Source organism: Pseudomonas urmiensis, assembly GCF_014268815.2.
Classification (GTDB): domain Bacteria; phylum Pseudomonadota; class Gammaproteobacteria; order Pseudomonadales; family Pseudomonadaceae; genus Aquipseudomonas; species Aquipseudomonas urmiensis.
Map to the genome: position 1 here is coordinate 3,076,490 of NZ_JABWRE020000001.1, position 22,217 is coordinate 3,098,706.

19 protein-coding genes are annotated in these 22,217 nt (G+C 61.7%); 11 read left to right on the forward strand and 8 right to left on the reverse strand.

Annotation, left to right across the window (positions count from 1 at the left end):
- Positions 1–9 precede the first annotated feature (9 nt).
- Both HU737_RS13900 and HU737_RS13905 read right to left on the reverse strand, forming a co-directional pair.
- Positions 10–1,332 carry an ATP-binding protein gene (locus HU737_RS13900; protein ID WP_186556306.1) on the reverse strand — a complete coding sequence of 441 codons (1,323 nt, stop codon included), beginning with the start codon at positions 1,330–1,332 and terminating at the stop codon, positions 10–12.
- The gene (locus HU737_RS13905) at positions 1,329–2,012 is read right to left on the reverse strand and encodes a response regulator (RefSeq protein ID WP_186556305.1); all 684 of its coding nucleotides are present in this window, start codon (positions 2,010–2,012) and stop codon (positions 1,329–1,331) included. The genes HU737_RS13900 and HU737_RS13905 overlap by 4 nt, the downstream gene beginning before the upstream one ends.
- Before the next feature lie 218 nt (positions 2,013–2,230).
- Between HU737_RS13905 and dsbD the strand changes: the two genes are divergently transcribed.
- From dsbD to dsbG, 3 genes are read left to right on the forward strand one after another with little or no spacing between them, the layout of a single operon-like run.
- The gene (gene dsbD, locus HU737_RS13910; protein WP_186556304.1) at positions 2,231–3,943 is read left to right on the forward strand and encodes a protein-disulfide reductase DsbD; all 1,713 of its coding nucleotides are present in this window, start codon (positions 2,231–2,233) and stop codon (positions 3,941–3,943) included.
- A complete protein-coding gene (locus HU737_RS13915; protein WP_186556303.1) occupies positions 3,943–4,779 on the forward strand; it encodes a TlpA family protein disulfide reductase in 837 nt (278 codons plus the stop codon). Before dsbD ends, HU737_RS13915 begins: the two co-directional genes overlap by 1 nt.
- Before the next feature lies 1 nt (position 4,780).
- Positions 4,781–5,539 carry a thiol:disulfide interchange protein DsbG gene (dsbG, locus tag HU737_RS13920; RefSeq protein ID WP_186556302.1) on the forward strand — a complete coding sequence of 253 codons (759 nt, stop codon included), beginning with the start codon at positions 4,781–4,783 and terminating at the stop codon, positions 5,537–5,539.
- A 12-nt stretch (positions 5,540–5,551) separates the two neighbouring features.
- Here the strand turns inward: dsbG and rlmM are convergent, their stop codons facing one another.
- Positions 5,552–6,628, reverse strand: coding sequence for a 23S rRNA (cytidine(2498)-2'-O)-methyltransferase RlmM (gene rlmM / locus HU737_RS13925; protein WP_186556301.1), 1,077 nt, complete (start codon positions 6,626–6,628; stop codon positions 5,552–5,554).
- A 243-nt stretch (positions 6,629–6,871) separates the two neighbouring features.
- Here rlmM and acnA point away from each other — a divergent pair, with 243 nt between their 5' ends.
- Together acnA and HU737_RS13935 are read left to right on the forward strand one after the other, a co-directional pair.
- Positions 6,872–9,613 carry an aconitate hydratase AcnA gene (gene acnA, locus HU737_RS13930; protein WP_186556300.1) on the forward strand — a complete coding sequence of 914 codons (2,742 nt, stop codon included), beginning with the start codon at positions 6,872–6,874 and terminating at the stop codon, positions 9,611–9,613.
- Positions 9,614–9,883: 270 nt separating this feature from the next.
- Positions 9,884–11,449, forward strand: a complete 1,566-nt coding sequence (locus HU737_RS13935) for a methyl-accepting chemotaxis protein (protein ID WP_186556299.1) — start codon at positions 9,884–9,886, stop codon at positions 11,447–11,449.
- 123 nt (positions 11,450–11,572) lie between these two features.
- On the opposite strand, the gene HU737_RS13940 is transcribed toward HU737_RS13935, so the two are convergent.
- From HU737_RS13940 to HU737_RS13955, 4 genes are all read right to left on the reverse strand, one after another.
- Entirely contained in the window at positions 11,573–12,457 is an 885-nt protein-coding gene (locus tag HU737_RS13940) for a pseudouridine synthase (RefSeq protein WP_186556298.1), read from the reverse strand.
- Positions 12,458–12,507: 50 nt separating this feature from the next.
- Entirely contained in the window at positions 12,508–12,813 is a 306-nt protein-coding gene (locus HU737_RS13945) for a transcriptional regulator (protein ID WP_186556355.1), read from the reverse strand.
- Between the two features lie 70 nt (positions 12,814–12,883).
- On the reverse strand, positions 12,884–13,120 hold the full coding sequence (locus HU737_RS13950; RefSeq protein WP_186556297.1) for a glutaredoxin family protein: 237 nt from the start codon (positions 13,118–13,120) through the stop codon (positions 12,884–12,886).
- Between the two features lie 72 nt (positions 13,121–13,192).
- Entirely contained in the window at positions 13,193–14,401 is a 1,209-nt protein-coding gene (locus HU737_RS13955) for an ammonium transporter (RefSeq protein ID WP_186556296.1), read from the reverse strand.
- Between the two features lie 303 nt (positions 14,402–14,704).
- Here HU737_RS13955 and HU737_RS13960 point away from each other — a divergent pair, with 303 nt between their 5' ends.
- The 6 genes from HU737_RS13960 to HU737_RS13985 all read left to right on the forward strand — a co-directional run bounded on the left by HU737_RS13960 (position 14,705) and on the right by HU737_RS13985 (position 21,643).
- The gene (locus tag HU737_RS13960; RefSeq protein ID WP_186556295.1) at positions 14,705–15,019 is read left to right on the forward strand and encodes an ElaB/YgaM/YqjD family protein; all 315 of its coding nucleotides are present in this window, start codon (positions 14,705–14,707) and stop codon (positions 15,017–15,019) included.
- 9 nt (positions 15,020–15,028) lie between these two features.
- Positions 15,029–15,403, forward strand: coding sequence for a phage holin family protein (locus tag HU737_RS13965; protein WP_186556294.1), 375 nt, complete (start codon positions 15,029–15,031; stop codon positions 15,401–15,403).
- Complete coding sequence (locus HU737_RS13970) at positions 15,400–15,729, forward strand: hypothetical protein (protein ID WP_186556293.1); 330 nt, start codon at positions 15,400–15,402, stop codon at positions 15,727–15,729. Before HU737_RS13965 ends, HU737_RS13970 begins: the two co-directional genes overlap by 4 nt.
- Positions 15,730–15,805: 76 nt before the next feature.
- Entirely contained in the window at positions 15,806–17,137 is a 1,332-nt protein-coding gene (locus tag HU737_RS13975; protein WP_186556292.1) for a deoxyguanosinetriphosphate triphosphohydrolase, read from the forward strand.
- Between the two features lie 271 nt (positions 17,138–17,408).
- Entirely contained in the window at positions 17,409–18,029 is a 621-nt protein-coding gene (locus tag HU737_RS13980) for a response regulator transcription factor (RefSeq protein ID WP_186556291.1), read from the forward strand.
- Positions 18,030–18,037: 8 nt separating this feature from the next.
- Positions 18,038–21,643 carry a transporter substrate-binding domain-containing protein gene (locus tag HU737_RS13985; protein ID WP_186556290.1) on the forward strand — a complete coding sequence of 1,202 codons (3,606 nt, stop codon included), beginning with the start codon at positions 18,038–18,040 and terminating at the stop codon, positions 21,641–21,643.
- Positions 21,644–21,695: 52 nt separating this feature from the next.
- Here HU737_RS13985 and HU737_RS13990 read toward each other — a convergent pair whose 3' ends face one another.
- Positions 21,696–22,040, reverse strand: a complete 345-nt coding sequence (locus HU737_RS13990; protein ID WP_186556289.1) for a YggL family protein — start codon at positions 22,038–22,040, stop codon at positions 21,696–21,698.
- Between the last annotated feature and the right edge of the window lie 177 nt (positions 22,041–22,217).

Below are 22,217 nucleotides of genomic sequence, written 5' to 3' on the forward strand. Positions count from 1 at the left end.
TGCTGACGATCAGTGTCCCGAACGTGCGGGCACCTGCAGCCAGACCCGCAAGCCATCGCTGCGGCTGTCAAAGCGCAAACTACCGGCGCAGCGCTGGACAATCGCCTGAACGATCGCCAAGCCCAAGCCACAGCCACCGCTCTGGCTGTTGCGCCAGAAGCGTTCAGTCAGGTGCTCAAGATCACCGTCCTTGATCCCTGGGCCATGGTCGCGAACCATGAAGCCGACCTGCCCATCGGCCATCTGCAACTCCAGCTCCACGGGCGCATCCCCGCCATGACGCAGGGCGTTGTCGAGCAGATTGCGCAGCGCCGCCACCGCCAGCGGTGCCGGCATACCGAGGTAGATCCGGGTGGCGTCTTCCGGCAAGCGCACAATGATCCGCCGGTTATCCCCCCCACCGGCATCCTGCACGGCTTGGCGTGCGACCTGCTCGGCACTGCACTGCACGCCATCGTCGAAGGACAGGCTGCCCTCTACCCGGGCCAGCAGCAGCAACTGCTCCAAGGTGCGATGCATGCGATCTGCGCCCTGCTCGGCATGCGCCAGGGCCTGATCACGCACGACGCCGTCGGTCATCTGCGCCACTTGCAGGTGGGTCTTGATCGCGGTCAGCGGACTGCGCAGCTCGTGGGCGGCGTCGTCCGTCAGGCGCCGCTCACGCTCAAGCGTCTGAGCGATCCGCAAGAACAACTGGTTCTGGGTTTCGAGCAAGGGCTGCAGCTCGCTGGGCATACCCGCCACCTGCAACGGCTCGACACTATCGGCACGTCGCTTGCGCAAGGCATCGCGCATTCGATTGAGCGGCTCCAGGCCCTTGCCCAGGCCGATCCAGAGCAAACCGAGACTACCGAGCAGCGCCATCAGCACCGGTGCCGAGGCGGCCAGCAGGATCGACTGGTTCAGTGCCTCTCGCTCCTGGTGACGGTCAGCGGTGGTGATGCGCACATCGCCATGGTTGTAGGTGAAGGTGCGCCAGCGGGCGTCATCGATGGTCTGATCGCGAAAGCCGCTGCGCTGGTCATCCATGGCGCCGTCGTGCTTGTGATTGCTGGCGAGGATCTCGCCGCGCAGCGAGCTGACCTGGCAGGCCATGCCATCCGGTACGCTGAGCTGATCGGCGGAAAAGTGCGCATCCTCGCCCTTGGCCGCCAGCGGTTGCGGCAGCTGGTCGATCAGCCCGGCGACCATGCGCGCCGAGGCCACCAGGCGCTGGTCGAGGGAAAACATCATCTGCTGGCGCAGGTCGCGCAACATCCACGCCGCCGCCAGCGCCCAGATCAGGATGAAAGCGCTGCCCAGGATCAGCGACAGACGCACACGCAAGCTCATGGGGCAATCTCTTCAGGTGCCTGCGCCGGGCCCAGGCGATAGCCGAGGCCGCGAACGGTCTCGACGATGCTGTTGCCAAGCTTGCGCCGCAGGTGATGGATGTGAACGTTCAGCGCATTGCTCTCTACCTCATCGCTGAAGCCGTAGACGCAATCCTTGAGTTGTTCGCTGGAGAGCACTCGCCCCGGATTCTGCAGCAGCGCCTGGAGCAAGGCCTGCTCGCGCCGCGACAGGTCTACCGGTTGGCCGGCCAGGGTCGCTTCGCAACTGCTGGGGTCATAGTGCAGAGGACCGTGCTCGATGATGTTGACCGCACGCCCAGCCATGCGCCGCATCAGAGTGTGCAAGCGGGCGGCCAATTCGCGCAGGTCGAACGGCTTGAGCAGGTAATCGTCGGCACCGGCCTGCAGCCCGTCGACCCGGTCGGTCACGGCATCGCGGGCGGTCAGCACCAAGACCGGCAGCGTCTCGCCTTGCTGACGCAAGCGGCGCAGAAGCTTCAGGCCATCTTCGTCAGGCAGCCCCAAGTCGAGGATCATCACATCGAACTGCGCGGCCTTGAGCAACGCCTGCGCCGAAGAAGCATTGGCCACCCGATCCACGGTCAGACCCTGGGCGGTGAGGCCCGCGCAGATGCCACTGGCGATCAGGTCGTCGTCCTCGCAGAGCAGTACGTGCATGGGGTGGTCTCCAATAGGGGGGTGAGTATTGCGCCACAAGGTGATTAAGTGAGGATTATGACCGCTGGTACGCGGTTCGTCGCGGCTGGGCATCCGCCATTGCCGCTCAGGGCGCATGAGTAACTCCCCCGAATCAATAGGTGAGTAATTCCGGGTTAACTCTCGGTTAATCGGCCCAGGCCAGCATGGCCGCTTATCTGCATTACCAAGGCCAAGACATGCGCGTTTTCCTGATCATCCTGACCTTTCTGCTGGCGGGGCCTCTGCAGGCCAATCCGTTCGACGTCAAACCTGACTTCCTGCCCGTCAACCAAGCGTTCGTCCTCACCCACGACCGCCTGCCATCAGGCCAGATGCGCGTACATTTCCAGATCAAGGAAGGCTACTACCTCTATCAGAAACGGCTGAAGTTCGACGGCCTGCCTCCCGCCCAACACCCGCAACTGCCAGCCGCGCTGAACCATCACGACGAGTTCTTCGGCGACAGCGCGATCTACCGCAGCGAGCTTGAACTGCTGTTGCCGGCCGAAGCCAGCGGCCAGCTGCGCCTGGGCTGGCAGGGCTGCGCTGATGCCGGCCTGTGCTACCCGCCGCAAACGACCGCCATCGATCTAGGCAACAGCAGCAGCGCAACAGTCGCCGACCAAGCCAGCGACCAGGCCCTAGCCAGCAACCTGCAGCAGGACAATCTGCTCTGGGGTCTGCTGGCCTTCTTCGGCCTGGGCCTGCTGCTGGCGTTCACCCCCTGCTCGCTGCCAATGCTGCCGATCCTGGCGGGGCTGGTCCTGGGCAACGGCGCCAGCGCCCGGCGTGGCTGGCTGCTGGCGGGGGTCTATGTGCTGAGCATGGCGCTGGTCTACGCAGGCCTGGGCGTAGTCGCCGCACTGCTGGGCGCCAGCCTGCAAGCGTGGCTGCAACAACCCTGGCTGTTGGGCAGCCTGGCCGGGCTGTTCGTGCTGCTCGCGTTGCCCATGTTTGGCGCTTTCGAGCTGCAATTGCCCACGGCCCTGCGCGACCGCCTCGATCGCGCAGGGCAAGGCACGCGTGGCGGCAACCTGTACGGCGCGGCGCTGCTCGGTGCGCTGTCCGGCTTGCTGATGGGGCCATGCATGACCGCGCCGCTGGCCGGTGCGCTGCTCTACATCGCGCAGAGTGGCGATGTGCTGCATGGCGCGCTGGTACTGTTCAGCCTGGGCTTGGGCATGGGTGTGCCACTGCTGTTGCTGGTGACCTTGGGCAACCGCTATCTGCCACGCCCAGGCGCCTGGATGAACCTGGTCAAAGGTCTGTTCGGCTTCGTGTTCCTGGCCATGGCGCTGTACACCGTGCGCACCCTGCTGCCCGCTCCACTGCTGCTGGGCCTTAGCGGCAGCTGGTTGATCGCCCTGGGCTGGGCGACTTGGCCCGCCCTGCAGCGTCTGCCTGCGCTGCGTGCGATTCCCTTGCTCGGCGCACTGTGGGGCGGACTATTGCTGGTTGGCGCCGCTGCTGGCAGTAGCGACCTGTGGCAACCCTTGCAGCCGTTCGCCGGCAGCAATACGCCGGCTGCGGCTAAGGCCGAGGATGCCTTCATCACTGTCAGCCGACCCGAAGACCTGCAACGCGAACTGGATGCCGCCAAGGGCCGTGGCCAATGGGTGCTGGTCGACTACTATGCCGACTGGTGCGTGTCGTGCAAGGTCATGGAGAAACAGGTCTTCGCCCGGGCCGATGTGCTCAACAGCCTGGCCGGTGTGCACCTGCTGCGCCTGGACGTAACCGCCGACAGCCCAGCTAGCCGGGCACTGCTGCAACGCTATCAGGTGCCCGGTCCGCCAAGCCTGATCTGGATCGGCCCAGAAGGGAACGAGCGCCGTGCGCGGCGCATCACCGGTGAAGTGGATGCGAGCGGTTTTCTGCAACATTGGGCACAGACCAGGAGCCAAGGCTGATGCTGACCGTAACCCTTGGGCCGCTGACCATGGCCCTGAACCACCTGTTGCTGCTCGCAGCGCTCGGCATTGCCTGCGTGGTCGGTTGGTGGGTCGCCCGGCGCGGCGGGCAAAGTCCTGAGTCGGCGCTGTTCAACCTGTTCCTTTTGGGGTTGCTCGGCGCGCGCCTAGGCTTCGTTCTGCTCTACTGGCCGATGTACCGCGACGAACCGCTGCAGATCATCGATATTCGCGATGGCGGTTTTCTGTTCTGGGGCGGCCTGGTCGGGATCGTCCTTGGCACCCTCTGGCAGGGCTGGCGCCAGCCCGGCTTGCGCCAGCCACTGGGCTGGGCGCTGGCCAGTGGCGCACTGTTCTGGGTGCTAGCGAGCCTGGGTAGCCACCTGTACAGCAAGGGTACCGAGCTGCCTGACCTGACCTTGCGCACCGCCGCTGGCAAATCCATGGCCCTGCACGACTACCGCGGCAAGCCACTGGTGATCAATATCTGGGCGACCTGGTGCCCGCCGTGCCGACGTGAAATGCCGGTGCTCCAGCAAGCCCAGCACGACTATCCGCATGTGACCTTCTTGTTCGTCAACCAGGGCGAGACACCAGAGAACGTCAGCACCTTTTTGGCAACCACTGGCCTGAGCCTGACCCACGTCCTGTTCGATGGCAGCGGCCTACTGGCCCAGCGGGTCGGCTCCATGGCCCTGCCCACCACTTTGTTCTACAACGCCGAAGGGCGACTGGTCGGCAGCCACCTGGGTGAACTGTCCCGCGCCAGCCTGCACCACGCCCTGGAACCCTTCGAGCGGGCCAACCCGCCCGCCTCTGCCGTAAAAGGAAATTGACATGCGATTGAATGCGCTCCTGCCACTGACCCTCGCCCTGCTGGCAGCCCCGCTGCTGCACGCCGAGGAACTGCCCCAGGCAATCAAGCAACTACAAGCCAAGGGCGCAGTGATCAAGGGTAGCTTCGACGCGCCCAACGGCCTGCGCGGCTATGCCGCTGAATACCAGAACAACGGCATTGCCCTGTACCTGACACCCGACGGCAAGCATGTACTGGTCGGCAGTCTGTTCGACGAGCAGGGCCAGGACCTCAGCGCCGAGCCGCTGGAAAAGCTGGTGTATGCGCCGATGAGCAAGGCCATCTGGGCGAAAATGGAGAAGACCGCCTGGATCGCCGACGGCAAGCCCGACGCACCGCGCACTGTGTATCTGTTCAGCGACCCCAACTGCCCTTACTGCAACATGTTCTGGCAGCAGGCACGCCCTTGGGTCGAGTCTGGCAAGGTGCAGTTACGTCACATCATGGTCGGCATCATTCGCGAGGACAGCCCTGGCAAATCGGCTGCGCTACTGGCCGCCAAAGACCCGGCCAAGGCGCTGCAACAGCATGAGAAAGCCGGCAAAGCCAGCAGCCTCAAAGCCTTGGATAAAATCCCCGAGAACGTGCAGAAACAGCTCGACAGCAACCTGGCATTGATGGAAGAACTGGGGCTGGCAGCCACCCCGGCCATCTTCTACCTGGACGAACAGGGACGCCTGCAAAGCCAGCAAGGCGCCCCACGCCCGGAAACGCTCGGCAAGATCCTCGGCAAGCGCTGAGTCAGCGCGTGATCAAGCCGCGCCATTACGCGGCTTGAGATCGAGCCTGCGCAAATGGCAGGTAACTTCCTCGCGGTCGTGATACAGCTGTTTGCAGGCGATCGAAACCTTGATCTTGCGCGCCTTGAAGCCCTCCTCGATACGATCGAGCAAGCGCCGCACCTCGACGTAGCGCTGCTTCATCGGCAGCTTGAGGTTGACCACCGCCTCACGACACAACCCCTCACCCAGCCATGTCTCGATCAGCGCCGCACTGCGCGCAGGCTTCTCGACGATATCGCAGACCATCCAGTCGACCATCTGCTTGGGCTGCCAGGTAAAGCCATCAGCCATCAAATGCTGCACCAGGCCAGTGTCCATCAAGCTTTCAGCCATCGGGCCATTGTCGATGGCGGTCACCAGCATGCCGCGCTTGACCAGCTGGTAGGTCCAGCCACCTGGCGATGCGCCAAGGTCGACCCCGGTCATGTCATCGTGCAGGCGCAGCTCCCACTGATCCCGCGGGATGAACTGATGCCATGCCTCTTCCAGCTTGAGCGTCGAACGGCTCGGCGCTTCCCGGGGGAACTTCAAGCGCGGGATACCCATCGGCCACAGCGCGCAATTGTTCGCCTCCGATACACCGACAAACACCCGGCGACCACTGATGAAGGTCAGCAGCAAGCGCGGACGGTTGGCGTCGTCGACCAAGCGCCCAGCCTTTTCCAGGGCTTTGCGCAGTGGCACTTCAAACTTGCGGCAGAAGGTCGACAGCTCCTTGCCGTCGTTGCTGTCGACCACTTCCAGCCACAGGCTACCGGCAACCGGCGCATCCGCCAGGTGTTCGAGCAGCACGCTGATGCGGTCGGTTTCTGGCAACTCGACAAAACTGCCGCGCGCCCACTGGCGCGGGAAAATCAACTGCGTGAAGCGCAGTTCACGCATCAGGCGCTCGGCACCGTCCGGCTCGGTGCAGACAAACTCGGCGCAAGCGCTCTGCGGCTTGCCCTTGGCGTAGCCAGCAACGCCCAGGCGGGCGGCGTGTTCGCTGATCTCGGCGCAAACCTCGCCCTCGAAACCGGGCCGGCAATGCATGAACAGGGTATTCATTTCTCACTCCACATCGCTGGCGGGTACCGCCAGCCTTGATCCAGCGCACGTCACGCACCGGCAGGGCGGCGATGATAAAGGAAGATCGGAACCTGCGACATGCCCCGCCTGTCCAGTACAGGGTCGGGACCGGGAAATCGGTCTAACCTGACCATTCAGCCAGGTCCGTACCGTGCGGACCGGTACAGAGCGGTGACACCGGCCTTCACGAGGGGCCGGGCACCGGCGCAGAAGGAGTTGGCAATGCCCTCGCTCGATAGCCTGAAGACCCTCAAAACCCTGCACGTAGGCGACCGCGTCTACCACTATTACAGCCTGACTGACGCAGCCCGCCAGTTGGGTGATCTGCAGCGCCTGCCCATGTCGCTCAAGGTGCTGTTGGAAAACCTGTTGCGCTGGGAAGACGGCAAGACCGTTACCGGCGCTGACCTGCAAGCCCTGGCGCAGTGGCTCAAGGATCGCCGCTCCGATCGCGAGATCCAATACCGCCCTGCCCGGGTGCTGATGCAAGACTTCACCGGCGTACCTGCGGTGGTCGACCTGGCGGCTATGCGTGCGGCCATGGCCAAGGCCGGTGGCGACCCGCAGCGGATCAATCCCCTGTCACCGGTCGACCTGGTGATCGACCACTCGGTGATGGTCGATCGCTATGCCAGCCAAAACGCTTTTGCCGAGAACGTCGACATCGAGATGCAGCGCAACGGTGAGCGTTATGCGTTTCTGCGCTGGGGGCAGAGCGCCTTCGACAACTTCAGTGTAGTGCCGCCGGGCACCGGCATCTGCCACCAGGTCAACCTCGAATACCTCGGCCGCACCGTGTGGACTGGCGAAGAAGACGGTCGCACCTATGCCTTCCCCGACACCCTGGTCGGCACCGACTCGCATACCACCATGATCAACGGCCTGGGCGTACTCGGCTGGGGCGTCGGCGGGATCGAGGCGGAAGCGGCCATGCTCGGCCAACCCGTATCGATGCTGATCCCGGAAGTGATCGGCTTCAAGCTGACCGGCAAACTGCGCGAGGGCATTACCGCCACCGATTTGGTGCTCACCGTGACCCAGATGCTGCGCAAGAAGGGTGTGGTCGGCAAATTCGTCGAATTCTACGGCGATGGCCTGGCCCAGCTGCCGCTGGCCGACCGCGCCACCCTGGCCAACATGGCCCCGGAGTACGGCGCAACCTGTGGTTTCTTCCCGGTCGACCAAGTCACGCTGGATTACCTGCGCCTCACGGGGCGTCCCGAACAGACCGTGCAACTGGTAGAGGCCTATTGCAAAGAACAAGGTCTGTGGCGCCTGCCTGGCCAGGAGCCGGTGTTCAGTGACAGCCTGTCCCTGGACATGCACGAGGTCGAGGCCAGCCTGGCTGGCCCTAAACGCCCGCAGGACCGGGTTGCCCTGTCGCAGGTCGCCCAGGCCTTCAACGGCTTCATCGATCTGCAACCCAGACCCCAGGCCAAAGAAGTCGGCCGCCTGGAGAGCGAAGGTGGCGGCGGCGTGGCGGTAGGCAACGCCGATCAGGCCGGCGAGATCGATTTCAGCCATGGCGGGCAAACCTACACCCTGCGTGATGGCGCGGTAGTAATCGCGGCGATCACCTCTTGTACCAATACCTCCAACCCCAGCGTGATGATGGCGGCAGGGCTTGTGGCGAAAAAGGCCGTGGAAAAGGGCCTGACGCGCAAGCCCTGGGTCAAGAGTTCGCTGGCTCCCGGCTCCAAGGTCGTCACCGATTACTACAAGGCTGCTGGTCTTACTCCGTACCTGGACCAACTGGGCTTCGATCTGGTGGGTTATGGCTGCACCACCTGTATCGGCAACTCCGGCCCCTTGGATGAAGCCATCGAAAAAGCCATCGGCAGCGCCGACCTCACCGTCGCCTCGGTACTGTCGGGCAACCGCAACTTCGAAGGCCGGGTGCACCCGCTGGTGAAGACCAACTGGCTAGCCTCCCCGCCCCTGGTTGTAGCCTATGCCCTGGCCGGCAGCGTACGCCTGGACTTGACCCGCGATCCGCTGGGTACCGGCAAAGACGGCCAACCGGTGTACCTGCGCGACATCTGGCCCAGCCAACAGGAGATCGCCGACGCTGTGGCCAAAGTCGATACGGCCATGTTCCACAAGGAATACGCCGAAGTTTTCGCAGGCGATGCGCAGTGGCAAGCCATCGAAGTGCCGCAGGCGGCCACCTACGTCTGGCAGGATGACTCCACCTACATCCAGCATCCGCCATTCTTCGATGATATCGGCGGCCCTTTGCCGACCATCGCCGATATCCACGGCGCGCGCGTGCTGGCCCTGCTCGGCGACTCGGTGACCACCGACCACATCTCCCCGGCCGGCAACATCAAGGCCGACAGCCCCGCTGGCCGCTACCTACGCGACAAAGGCGTGGAGCCTCGTGACTTCAACTCCTACGGCTCACGCCGCGGCAACCATGAAGTGATGATGCGCGGCACCTTCGCCAACATCCGCATCCGCAACGAAATGCTTGGCGGCGAGGAAGGCGGCAACACCCTGCATGTGCCCAGCGGCGAGAAGCTCTCGATCTACGATGCTGCCATGCGCTATCAGGCCGAAGGCACGCCGCTGGTGGTGATTGCCGGCCAGGAATACGGCACCGGCTCCAGCCGCGACTGGGCGGCAAAAGGTACCAACTTGCTCGGGGTCAAAGCCGTGCTGGCGGAGAGCTTCGAACGCATCCACCGCTCCAATTTGATCGGCATGGGCGTGTTGGCCCTGCAGTTCAAGGCCGGGCAAACCCGCAAGAGCCTGGGTCTGACTGGCAAGGAGCAAATTGACCTGCTGGGCCTCACTGGCGCGACAATTCGCCCGGGCATGAGCCTGACGCTGCGCATCACCCGTGAAGACGGCCAGCAGGAGCAGATCGAGGTGTTGTGCCGGATCGATACACTTAACGAAGTTGAATACTTCAAATCAGGCGGGATTTTGCACTACGTACTGCGCCAACTGATCGCAAGCTGAGCCTTAAGGGGGCGCGCTGCGCCCCCTGTCCCCGCCCCAAATCGGCGCCTCGGCGCTGGCCCTTGCCTGGGCAATGCGTCATGATCCGACCAGAGCGTCAGAAATCTGGAATAATTCAGTAACATTGCCGCCAACTGCTGCAAAAAGCACGTGTTTGCTACTTTACGTGAGCAACCGAGCCCTTGCGCCAGATCAACTAAGTTAAATATTCATTCAATAAAACCAGAGGCTTGCCGATACCCATCGAAAGCCTTGCGGACCTGACGACCCATGCGTAACAACCAGCCGATTACCCAGAGAGAACGGACTTTCCCTGCACAACAGCGGTTGATCTCCACCACCAACGCCAAGGGTGTGATCACCTACTGCAACGATGCGTTCATCGAGATCAGCGGTTTCTCTCGCGAGGAGCTGACCGGTGCTGCGCACAACCTGGTGCGTCACCCTGACGTGCCGCCTGCGGTGTTTGCCCACATGTGGCAGACCCTCAAGCAGGGCCTGCCGTGGATGGGCATCGTCAAGAACCGCTGCAAGTCTGGCGATCACTACTGGGTCAACGCCTACGTCACGCCGATCTTCGATAACAATCAGGTGGTCGGCTACGAATCGGTGCGGGTCAAGCCTACTGCCGAACAGATCCGCCGCGCCGAAGCGTTGTACCAGCGCATCAACCAGGGCAAGTCGGCGATACCGCGCCGCGATAAGTGGCTGCCGGTACTGCAAGACTGGCTGCCGTTCATCCTGGTCAGCCAGGTCGGCTTCCTGATAGGAAACTGGCTGGGGCATTCCTGGGGCTTCGCCCTGGCTGCGGGCCTCTCGGTACCGCTCGGCCTGCTCGGTCTGAGCTGGCAGCAGCGCGGCCTCAAGCGGCTGCTGCGCCTGGCCGAACAAACCACCTCCGATCCGTTGATCGCGCAGATGTTCACCGACAGCCGGGGCGTACAGGCCCGCCTGGAAATGGCCATGCTCAGCCAGGACGCGCGGATGAAGACCTGCCTGACACGCCTGCAAGACAGTGCCGAACACCTCAGCGATCAGGCCCGTCAGTCCGATGCGTTGGCGCACAAGAGCTCCTCGGGCCTGGAACGTCAACGGGTGGAGACCGAACAGGTCGCCGCCGCCGTCAACCAGATGGCCGCCACCACCCAGGAAGTGGCCAACCACGTGCAGCGCACGGCCGATGCCACCCAGGAAGCCAATCGCCTGACCAGCCAAGGTCGGCAGATTGCCGGGGAAACCCGCGATGCCATCGAGCGGCTGTCGAGCGCCGTGGGCGAGACCGGCCTGACCGTGACCCAACTGGCCAAGGACAGTGACGAGATCGGTGGCGTGGTTGACGTGATCAAAGGCATTGCCGACCAGACCAACCTGCTGGCCCTCAACGCTGCGATCGAAGCCGCCCGGGCCGGCGAGATGGGCCGCGGCTTTGCCGTAGTCGCCGATGAAGTACGCCAACTTGCGCAACGCACCGCCGAATCCACTGGGCAGATTCACAGCCTGATCGCCAAGCTGCAGCAGACTGCGAGCAGCGCCGTGCTGACCATGGAGAACGGCCATCGCCAGGCTCAGGAAGGTGTGGAGCGGGTAATGCAGGCCGACCAGGCGCTGCTGGGTATCAGCGAAGCGGTGGCCAACATTACCGACATGGCGACCCAGATCGCTGCTGCCACCGAAGAGCAGACCGCCGTGGCCGACGAGATCAGCCGCAACATCAGCACCATTGCCGAGCTGGCCGACCAAACCGCCGAGCAGGCGCAGCATTCGGCGCTACTCAGCGAAGAGCTGACCAGTACCGCAGGTACGCAATACTCGCTGGTAGAGCGCTTCAACCGCTGAGCTTGTGGGCCTATAGGCGGCCCATCGCAGCGTATAAGCTGGCCCACCTGCGATTTATGTAGGCGCTGGTTTGTCTGCGATGGGCCGCGAAGCGGCCCCCAGAATCAGCGCCGCACCCCCCATCTACCAGTCCAACGCCAACCGGCTCTCAAAATACCGCTCTTCCCCGCTCAAGGGATCCTCAAAGCGCAGGCTCTGCGCCAGCAGCTTAAGCGGCTGCTGATAGTCATCCTGCACCTCCAGCAACCGCGGGTAGAACGGATCGTTACAGATCCCCGCTCCCAGCGCTGCCATGTGCACCCGCAACTGGTGGGTCTTACCCGTCACCGGCGACAAGCCATAGCGCCACAGCTCACCGTTTTTCTCCAGCACCTGCGCCAGTGTTTCACTGTTGGGCGCCCCCTCTACTTCATGCATGCGAAAGAACGGTTCGCCATGCACCAAACGGCTGCGGTGCACCAAGGGAAACTCAAGCGCCGGCAACGCCGCAGCAATGGCCTGGTAACGTTTGTCGATGCGCCGCTCGGGGAACAGCCGCTGGTAGGCACCGCGAGTCTGCGGGTTAGCCGAAAACAGCACCAAACCTGCGGTATGCCGATCGATGCGGTGCAGTGGCACCAGGTGCGGGTTATCCAAACGGCGGATCAGCCGGCGCAGCAGCGTCTGCTCGACGTACTCTCCGGTGGGGGTCACCGGGAGAAAATGCGGTTTGTCGGCCACCACCAGATGATCGTCCAGATGCAGGATGGTTTCTTCTACCGGGATCGGCTTCTCATTGGGCACTTCGCGAAAATAATGCAGGCGCATACCGCGACGATACGCCAGGTCTGCCTGGATGGCCTGGCCCTGGGCATCGAGCACCCGTCCCCTGGCAAAGCGATCAAGCCACTGTTCACGAGCGATGCCCTTGAAGTGATCACACAAACATTCGAGTACGGTTGGCCAATTTCCCGGAGGAAGGCAGACGGTACTGGCTTGCTGATGGGCGGGGTCGAACGGTGTGGTCATGACAGGCTCGTGCAATCGAGGGGTTGCCATTATCCCCCAAGCCCCGGCCCTCAACCAGCCTCGGCGGTTTCGCAGCGCGCCTTGAGCCAGCGCAGCACCTGCACAGCCTCCCAGCGGCCGGAATCATAGAGCGCATAAACCTGGCCCTGATAGCCCACCACATCCAGTGGCCGGTGAAACCCGGCACGCTGGAACAAGGCCTCGATTTCAGCGAAGCAGGTGTTGAAATGGACTTTGCCGAAAGGCGTTCGGTCATCAGTCACCAAGCCTTCGAGGCGCAGCTCCAGCACGGCGTCACCCACCTTCTGCGGGGACATCCGATTGACGCTGTACTTCAATTGCTCGACGTTGAGCATCGGCCACCCCAATACTGTATTTATATACAGCATACGGAGTTACCTGCGGTTGCGTCAAATCAAGCCATCGCTACTGCAGGAAGGCCACTACCTGTTCAGCATCGAACGGCCAGCGCAGCTCGCCACCGTTATCACAACGACGCAGCACCGGAATGATCAAACCATAGCGTTCGAATAACGATTCATCGTCGGCGATGTCGATAAGCTCCACCAACAAGCCGTGTTCGACAAAGGGCATCAGCACCGCTTCGGCCACTTCACACAAGTGGCAACCGAGGGTGCTGAACAGTTGGCATTCAGGCAGCATGGCAAGTCCCGCGCAAGCTGTGGAGGGATGCTTATTTTAGGTCCACAGCGCGCGAAGTGCACCTGACCACGATCAATCCTGGCTGGTTGCGCCAATCCGATGCAGCGACAGGTCAGCCCCCTGGAACTCCTCTTCATGGCTCAAGCGCAAGCCATGCACCGCCTTGATCAGGCCATACACGGCAAAGCCCCCGAGCAATGCCACCAGCACACCTGCCAGGCTGCCCAGCAGCTGGCTGACCAGACTGACGCCACCCAAGCCACCCAGACTAGCCTGGCCAAAGATGCCACAGGCGATGCCACCCCATACCCCGCACAGCCCATGCAACGGCCAGACCCCAAGCACATCGTCGATCTTCCAGCGATTCTGCGCAGCGGTGAAGCACCAGACGAACAGCACCCCCGCTACCAGGCCAGTGGCCAAAGCGCCTAGCGGATGCATCAGGTCGGACCCAGCGCAAATCGCTACCAAGCCGGCCAGCGGCCCGTTGTGCAAAAAACCTGGGTCGTTGCGACCTGCCCACAACGCGGCCAGCGTGCCGCCGACCATGGCCATCAGCGAATTGATCGCCACCAGGCCGCTGATGCCCTGCAGGCTTTGCGCACTCATCACGTTGAAGCCAAACCAGCCAATGATCAGAATCCACGAGCCCAGCGCCAGGAAGGGGATACTCGACGGCGCAAACGCCACCAGGCGGCCATCGCGATAGCGCCCGCGGCGCGCCCCCAGCAACAGCACCGCCGCCAGCGCCAGCCACCCGCCCATCGCGTGCACCACAACCGACCCGGCGAAGTCATGGAACGGTGCCCCAAAGCGCGCCTGCAGCCAGGCCTGGATGCCCAGATTGCCATTCCACACGATGCCTTCGAAGAACGGATAAACCAACGCCACGATCAACGCCGTGGCACACAACTGCGGGGCAAAGCGGGCACGTTCAGCAATGCCCCCGGAAATGATTGCCGGTATGGCTGCGGCAAAGGTAATCAGGAAGAAGCATTTGACCAGGCCATAGCCGTGATCGCTGGCGAGCTGCGCAGCTGGCTGCAGGAAGCTCACGCCATAGGCGATCCAGTAGCCGACGAAGAAGTACACCAGGGCCGACACGGCGAAGTCGCTGAGGATCTTCGACAAGGCATTGACCTGGTTCTTATGGCGCACCGTGCCGACTTCAAGAAACGCAAAGCCGGCATGCATCGCCAGGACCAGGATGGCCCCCAGCAGAAGGAACAGGGTGTTGGAGCCATGGACCAGGGAGTCCATCGCGCTGTGCATGTTTTCCATGAGGTAGGCAGACCTGCTGAAAAAGCACCAGGACAGTTCAAGAACCTGCATCCCTGCACCGAATCGGTGCCCACTCCCCTGCCCCGTTTCGGTGAGGCGAGCAGAGCGTGCGTGGTTTTTTCTTGGGTTTGTCGTGGATTGGGTTAAGGTTTAGCGGTATCCGCGGGCGTGGCGCACGAATTGGGCGCACAGGCGCTCGGCTGCGCCCCCAGACGTAGCAAGCGCCATACCAGCAACTGGCACTGAACCTTCATTGCACCGCGTCACTCGAATTAACCACACACATCAACAGGGAGAGATCCAATGGCCAGCAAATCGGCAAAGACTGCTCAAGAGATATTGATGGCTGACTTCCAGGCACTGGTGCGCGACACCGAAAAACTGCTCGCTGACACCGCCAACCTGGCCGGTGACCAGGCTGATGAGCTGCGCGAGCAGATCCACGAGCGCCTCGAGCAGGCCCGCGAAAGCCTGCAGCTGACCCAGGATTCGGTGCGCGTGCGTGGCCAGGCGGCAATGGCCAGTGCCGAAGAGTACGTCCAGGAAAACCCGTGGCAGGCCATTGGCATTGCCGCAGGCGTCGGCTTGCTGATCGGCCTGCTGGCCAATCGGCGCTGAGGAGTGCCCATGGATAACGAGGCCATCACAGCTGGCGCCTCTGGCAAACGCCTGGGCGCGGCCATGCTTGGGTTGCTGCACAGCCATATCGAACTGTTCGGCATCGAACTGCAAGAGCAGAAAGGTCGCACCCTCAAGCTGCTGCTGTTTGCAGGGTTGGCGCTGGTGTTTGCCTTGTTGCTGCTGACGGCGCTGTCCGGCTTGCTGCTGGTACTGTTGTGGGACAGCTATCGCCTGGCGGGCATCATCGGGCTGTGTGTGTTCTATGGCGCAGCAACGGTCTACTGCGGCTTGCGCTTGAAGGCTGCCGTGTTCGATGAATCATCCCCTTTCAGCTCCACCCTCGAGGAGCTCGCCAAGGACAGGGAGCGCCTGTTGCCATGAGCCTGCCCGAACTCCCCAACACCCGTAATCCGCGCGAGCTGCGCAAAGCGTTGCTGCGCCTGCGCCTGGAAATGCACCGCCAGGAAATTCGCCATGAGTCGGCGCAACTGCTCGAACCGGTCAGACGCCTGCGCGGCATGGGCGGCTCGTTGCAGGATGGCCTGGGAATCAAGCACGCGCCGTTGTGGGGCCTTGGCGCAGTGGTTGCGCTGGGTTTCTTGACGGGCAAGGGTGCGCGCAGCGGCAACCTTTCTCGCTTGATGCGTTTGGGCAGTAGCCTGATCCCACTGGTACGCCTATTCCTGCAAAACGGTCGGCGGCATTGATCAGTTGCGCCCGCCGCTTGCGCGGGCGCCGCTGAAACAGGAAGCTATGGCGATTATCCGACGGGAGAAATGAGCCTTGGACTGGCATACCCTGCTGACCCGCGAACGCCTGGGCAAAGCCCTTTACAGCCCGGAAGAACTGGGGCGCAGCCCCTTCCACAAGGACCACGACCGCATCATCTTCTCCGGCGCCTTCCGCCGCCTGGGGCGTAAGACCCAGGTGCACCCGGTGTCCAGCAACGACCACATCCACACCCGCCTGACCCACTCGCTGGAAGTCAGCTGCGTCGGCCGCTCGCTAGGCATGCGCGTAGGTGAAACCTTGCGCCAGAATCTGCCCGACTGGTGCGAACCGAGCGACCTGGGCATGATCGTGCAGTCCGCCTGCCTGGCCCACGATATCGGCAACCCGCCGTTCGGCCACTCTGGCGAAGACGCCATCCGTTACTGGTTCCAACAGGCCGCAGGACGCGGCTGGCTGGATGATATGAGCGACGACCAGCGCGCCGACTTCCTCAATTTCGAGGGTAATGCCCAAGGGTTTCGCGTGTTGACGCAACTGGAATACCACCAGTTCGACGGCGGCACTCGCCTGACCTATGCCACGCTCGGCACCTACCTCAAGTACCCGTGGAGTTCGCGCCATGCCGACGCCCTGGGCTACAAGAAGCACAAGTTTGGCTGCTACCAGAGTGAGCTGGCGCTGATGGATCAAATCGCCCGCAAGCTTGGCCTGCCCCAACTCGAAGAACAGCGCTGGGCGCGTCATCCGCTGGTGTACCTGATGGAGGCGGCAGACGACATCTGCTATGCGCTGATTGACCTGGAAGACGGCCTGGAAATGGAGCTGCTGGAGTACGCCGAAGTTGAGGCGCTGCTGCTCGACCTGGTCGGTGACGACCTGCCAGAGACCTACCGTCAACTTGGCGCCAATGATTCTCGTCGGCGCAAATTGGCCATTCTGCGCGGCAAAGCCATCGAGCACTTGACCAACGCTGCTGCGCAGGCATTTGTCGAGCAGCAGGCCGCCCTGCTAAGCGGCCGGCTGGCGGGCGATCTGGTCGAGCACATGCACGGCCCGGCCAAACGTTGCGTGCTGCAGGCCAAGGACATGGCGCGCAAGAAGATCTTCCAGGACAAGCGCAAGACGCTGCATGAGATTGGCGCCTACACCACCCTGGAAATCCTCCTCAACGCCTTCTGTGGCGCCGCACTGGAACAGCACGGCGGACGTACGCCGTCGTTCAAGAGCCGCCGCGTCCTCGACCTGATCGGCAATCATGCCCCCGACCCTCACGGCTCATTGCACAACGCATTCCTGCGCATGATCGACTTCATCGCCGGAATGACTGACAGCTATGCCAGCGAGATGGCCTGCGAAATGACCGGGCGCTCCAGCCCAACTTGAGACGACCACGGCCAGCGCAAGCTGGCCGAATCGCATTGAAGGAAAAGTCCGACCTTGCTATCACCAAAATAAACAACCCAAGTTATCTCCCTGGCAAATGACCAGACTGTCGTTAAAACAAAACATCTTGATGGTGCTCTCGCAGGACAAATAGTCTTTTGCTGTAGGCCATTTCCCATATACGGCTCAACGCCGTTTCCTGCATGTCCGACCTCCTCCATCTGCGATAAGGTGCTCACTGTTTCAGACACCTGCCCATGGAAAGTTGAATATGCAATCCATATTTATTGTCGACGATCATCCCGTTATACGGTTAGCAGTGCGTATGCTGCTGGAAAATCAGAGTTACAGGATCGTGGGTGAATCGGACAATGGCGTCGACGCCATGCAACTGATTCGTGAAGCACGGCCTGACCTGGTGATTCTCGACATCGCCATCCCCAAACTAGATGGGCTGGAAGTACTGTCACGCTTCCAGTCGATGGCGTTGCCCAGCAAAGTGCTGATCCTTACCGCGCAAGCGCCCGCCTTGTTCGCCCTGCGCTGCATGCATTCGGGCGCTTCAGGCTATGTGTGCAAACAAGAAGACCTGACTGAGCTGGTCAGTGCAATCAAAGCGGTACTTTCCGGTTACAACTACTTTCCCAGCCAGGCGCTCCACGGCGACTTGGAAAAAACCAGTTCCGACATACACCTTTTCCGACAAGTTAATGATAGAGAACTGATGGTGCTGCAACTTTTCGCCCAGGGAAAGAGCAACAAAGACATAGCCAAAGGCATGTTTCTCAGCAACAAGACCGTTAGCACCTATAAAAAACGCCTCATGCAGAAACTCCAGGTCGCCAGCCTGGTGGACCTGATCGACGTGGCAAAACGCAACGCGCTGGTCTGAGGTTGGCAATGGCGCGGTACTTAGCCTTACTGATGCTTAGCTTGGTCTTCAGCACCGGGCAGGCACAGGTCGTCCAGCGTGACGTCGTATCCTATACCCTGCTCACACGGTCGACCGCCAATGCTATGCACCCGGCCCTGTCGAACGAACAAAGAGAATGGCTCAAGAACAAGCAGACCTTGACCCTCGGCACATCCTTTCCAGATTACGCCCCGTTCGACATCACCAGCGGCGGCCGTGACTACCAAGGGCTCACTGCCGAATACGCCGGGCTGATCGGTAGCGCCCTGCAACTCCCTGTGCGGGTGCTGGGCTTCCCTAGCCGTCATGCAGCGGTTGAGGCCCTTAAACAAGGGCAAATCGATATGCTCGGCAGTGCCAATGGCTATGAAGCCGCCAGCGCTGGCCTGGCCCTCTCGCGACCCTACGCAATAGACCAGCCGGTGCTGGTGACCCGCGAAAACGAACAACGCTCGCTGGACGCTGGGCTCGAAGGCATGCGCCTGAGCATGCTCTATCACTACCTGCCAGCTAAAGGCGTGAATCAAGCCTATCCCAAGTCGACCTTGCAGACATTCGGATCCTCCACCCAAGCACTGAACGCCGTGGCCTTTGGTCAGGCCGACGTGTTCATCGGCGATACCATATCCACCCATTACCAGCTCAATCGGGGACACCTGCCGCGCCTGCGCATGGCGGCCTTCGGCAAACATGAGGCCTTTGGTTTCAGTTTTGCCATGCGCAGCGACGACACCATGCTCAAGACGCTGATCGATGCCGTACTCGATAGCCAGCCCAGCACCGTGCGCACCAACATCCTCAAACGCTGGAGTGCAGGCAGCGACACACTGTTGAGCGAACGTAAACTGCAACTTACGCGGCGCGAAGAGCAATGGCTGTCACAACATCCCGTAATGCGCGTGGTGATCGATGAAACTGCCGCGCCCATGTCGTACGTTGACAGCAATGGCCAGTTTCGTGGCATCACCGCTGACCTCTTGGAGCTGCTGCGCCTACGTACCGGTCTGCGTTTTGAAATTCAGAAGTCCAGTAGCCTTAGCGACATGATCACCCGGCTCGAAGACGGTCGCGCCGACGTCATTGCAGCCATCTCCAAACAGCAAGAACGCGACAGCAAGCTGCGCATCAGCCGCCCCTACCTGGAGAGCGCCTTCGTGCTGCTCACCCGGGCCGACAGCGATACGCCCCCTGCTTTGGAGCAGTTGGCGGGAAAACGCGTTGCGGTAACCCGTGACAGCACAGTCGCCGAACTGCTTTCCGAGCAGCACCCCCAAGTCATGGCGATCGAAACCGAAAGCCCGTATTTCTCCATGGCGCTGCTCAGTAGTGGCGCTGTCGACGCCGCAATCACCACAATGATCGATGCCAATCACGCGCTGGCCAACAGTTCCGAGCTGATCATCCGCAGCACAGTCGGTACGGAGCCCGCCAGCTTCTCCATGGCCACGACCCTGCAGGCGCAACTGCTGGCATCGATCCTCGACAAGGCGCTGATGAGCATCTCGCCCGAAGAGCTCGGTGTGATCAATAACCGCTGGCGAGGCTACACCAACCACGACGACGTCTATTGGCGAAAATACCGGCAGTTGGCGATTCAAATCGTCATAGGCTTCTGCCTACTGCTGCTACTGGCGTTGCTCTGGAATGCGCGACTGCGCCGCCAGATTAAACAGCGCCAACAAGCCGAAAAGGCCCTCAATGATCAACTCGAATTCATGAGTGCGCTGCTCAATGGAACGCCGCACCCACTGTTCGTACGTGACCGTGAAGGCCGTCTGCAATCGTGCAACGACAGTTATCTGGAGGCAGTGCAGGCTTGCGCCACAGACGTCATCGGCAAGCGCCTGGAAGATAGCCTGTGTAGTAATCATGAGCATACCCAGCAGATCCAGGCCGACTATCAGCACGTGATGCAAGCCGGCGTGCCATTGATCGTTGATCGACAGATTTGCATCAACGATCGCGAGCTGACGATCTATCACTGGGTGCTCCCCTTCAGAGATTCGTTGGGTGAGCTGCAAGGCATCATCGGTGGCTGGATCGATATCAGTGATCGACGCAAGCTGATCGAGGAACTGCGCCTGGCGAAGAAACAGGCCGACGACGCCAACCGCGCCAAGAGCACGTTTCTGGCGACCATCAGCCATGAAATCCGCACCCCTATGAACGCAGTGATCGGCATGCTTGAGTTGGCGGTCGAGCATGCCGAGCAAGGCCGCCTGGACAAACCGGCGATCGAAGTCGCCTATCAGTCGGCGAAGGACTTACTGGGGCTGATTGGCGATATCCTCGACATCGTCAGGATCGAATCGGGCCACTTGTCACTGCTGCCGGAGCCGGTAAACCTGACCAGTGTGATCGAATCAGTGGCGCGGGTGTTCGAGGGCCAGGCGCGGCAGAAAGGCCTGGCGTTGCAGTTGATGATCGATTCGAGTGCTCGCTGCCATGTGTTGCTCGACCCCCTGCGCTTCAAACAAGTGCTGTCCAACCTGGTGAGCAATGCCATCAAGTTCACTGAGCACGGCCAGGTGCGCATCAGCGTTGCCTTAACGCATCAGGATGCGATGAGCGGGCCAACGCTGGATCTGGAAGTGCGCGACAGCGGCATCGGTATCGCCGATGACGAGGTGCAGCGGCTGTTCAATCCATTCGTCCAGGCCAACGCCCACAGCGAAGGCGCTCGCGCAGGCACGGGGCTGGGGCTGGCAATCAGCCGCAACCTCTGTGAAATGATGGGCGGCAGCCTGACGCTCAAGAGCCTACAAGATGTCGGCACCCAAGTGCGCCTGCTGATGCCCCTACAACAGGTCGAGGCCGCGCTGCCAGTAGGCCCGGAGGAACCTGAGGTCGAGGTGCCTGATGCGCGCCTGAGCATTCTGGTCATTGACGACCATCCGGCGAACTTGCTGCTGATGGCGCAGCAATTGAACTTCCTGGGTCTTGGCCACACCACCGCAAGCGATGGCCGTGAAGGCCTTGACCGATGGCGTGAACGAGATTTCGACGTGTTGATCCTCGATTGCAATATGCCGCACTTGAGCGGCTACCAAGTCGCCCGGGCTATACGTGCCGAGGAGCAGGCGGGCGCAAGGTCGCGTTGCATCATCCTTGGCTATACCGCCAATGCCCAGCCTGAGGTGCGGCAAAAATGCCTGGATGCGGGCATGGATGACTGCCTGCTCAAACCTATCAGCCTACGTTCCTTGAGCCAGCGCCTGGCCAGCGTTACGCCTGCAATTGGCACAGCAGCACCGGCACCGCTGAACCGCCACTTCTGCTTGTCTGGGCTGGCCTCAGTGGTGGGTGATAAGCCGCAGGACCGCAGGCGCCTACTGACTATCCTGCTGCAGAGTTTGCACGATGACTTTGCCGCGCTCATGGCGCTCGATCCGCAGCAGCAAGCGCAAGCGATCGCCGAACAGGCACACAAGATCCTCAGCGCCGCGCGAATGCTGGAGGCAAGGAAGTTGATGGAGGCGTGTGAGCGGCTGGAGCAGGCGAATCTGTCTTTGCTGCAGCTCAAACTGCGCCGACAGGTTCTGGCACGACAAATGCGCCGCATAGAAAAAGCCCTGGCTGATCAGCTGGGCTGACCCACCAGGGCTTGGCAGAGCGGTGTGCTTGAAGCACCCGCTCAGGCGTGGATCAGGAAGCCGAGTTGATCGGCTTTTCCGGATACCAGGCATCCAGCAGCGGGCTGACTTCGATCTTGGTCAGCTCGTTACGGCCTTTGAGCCAGGCTTCAACAGCAGCGCGCTGCTCTTCACTGACCGAGCCACGGTTAGCCAGGCAAACCAGGCCGAAATCATCACCGCCTACATAGTCCAGGCCGTTGGCATCCATTGCTTCTGCAAGGAATGCGTCGAGGAAGGCATCGATGGCTTCGTCGGACAGGTCTTCCTTGAAAGCAAGGTTCAGCTCGAAGCCCAGCTCCTGGAATTCATCCACGCAGAGTTTCTTGCGCAGACGACGGGAACGGTTGGTAGCCATGAAACAATCCTCTTGAGTAATTACCGGCGGCACTTTACCAGTTTCCGCGGCCATGCGGCGCATTTGTGTCGAACGGGGCCCATGTTCGGTGCGCTTGGGGCATAATGCGCACTATATTTCGATCTGGGGCCATCATCTTTTACAGCCCCGTTATCTTTCCCCTCGCCCGCAGGGTTT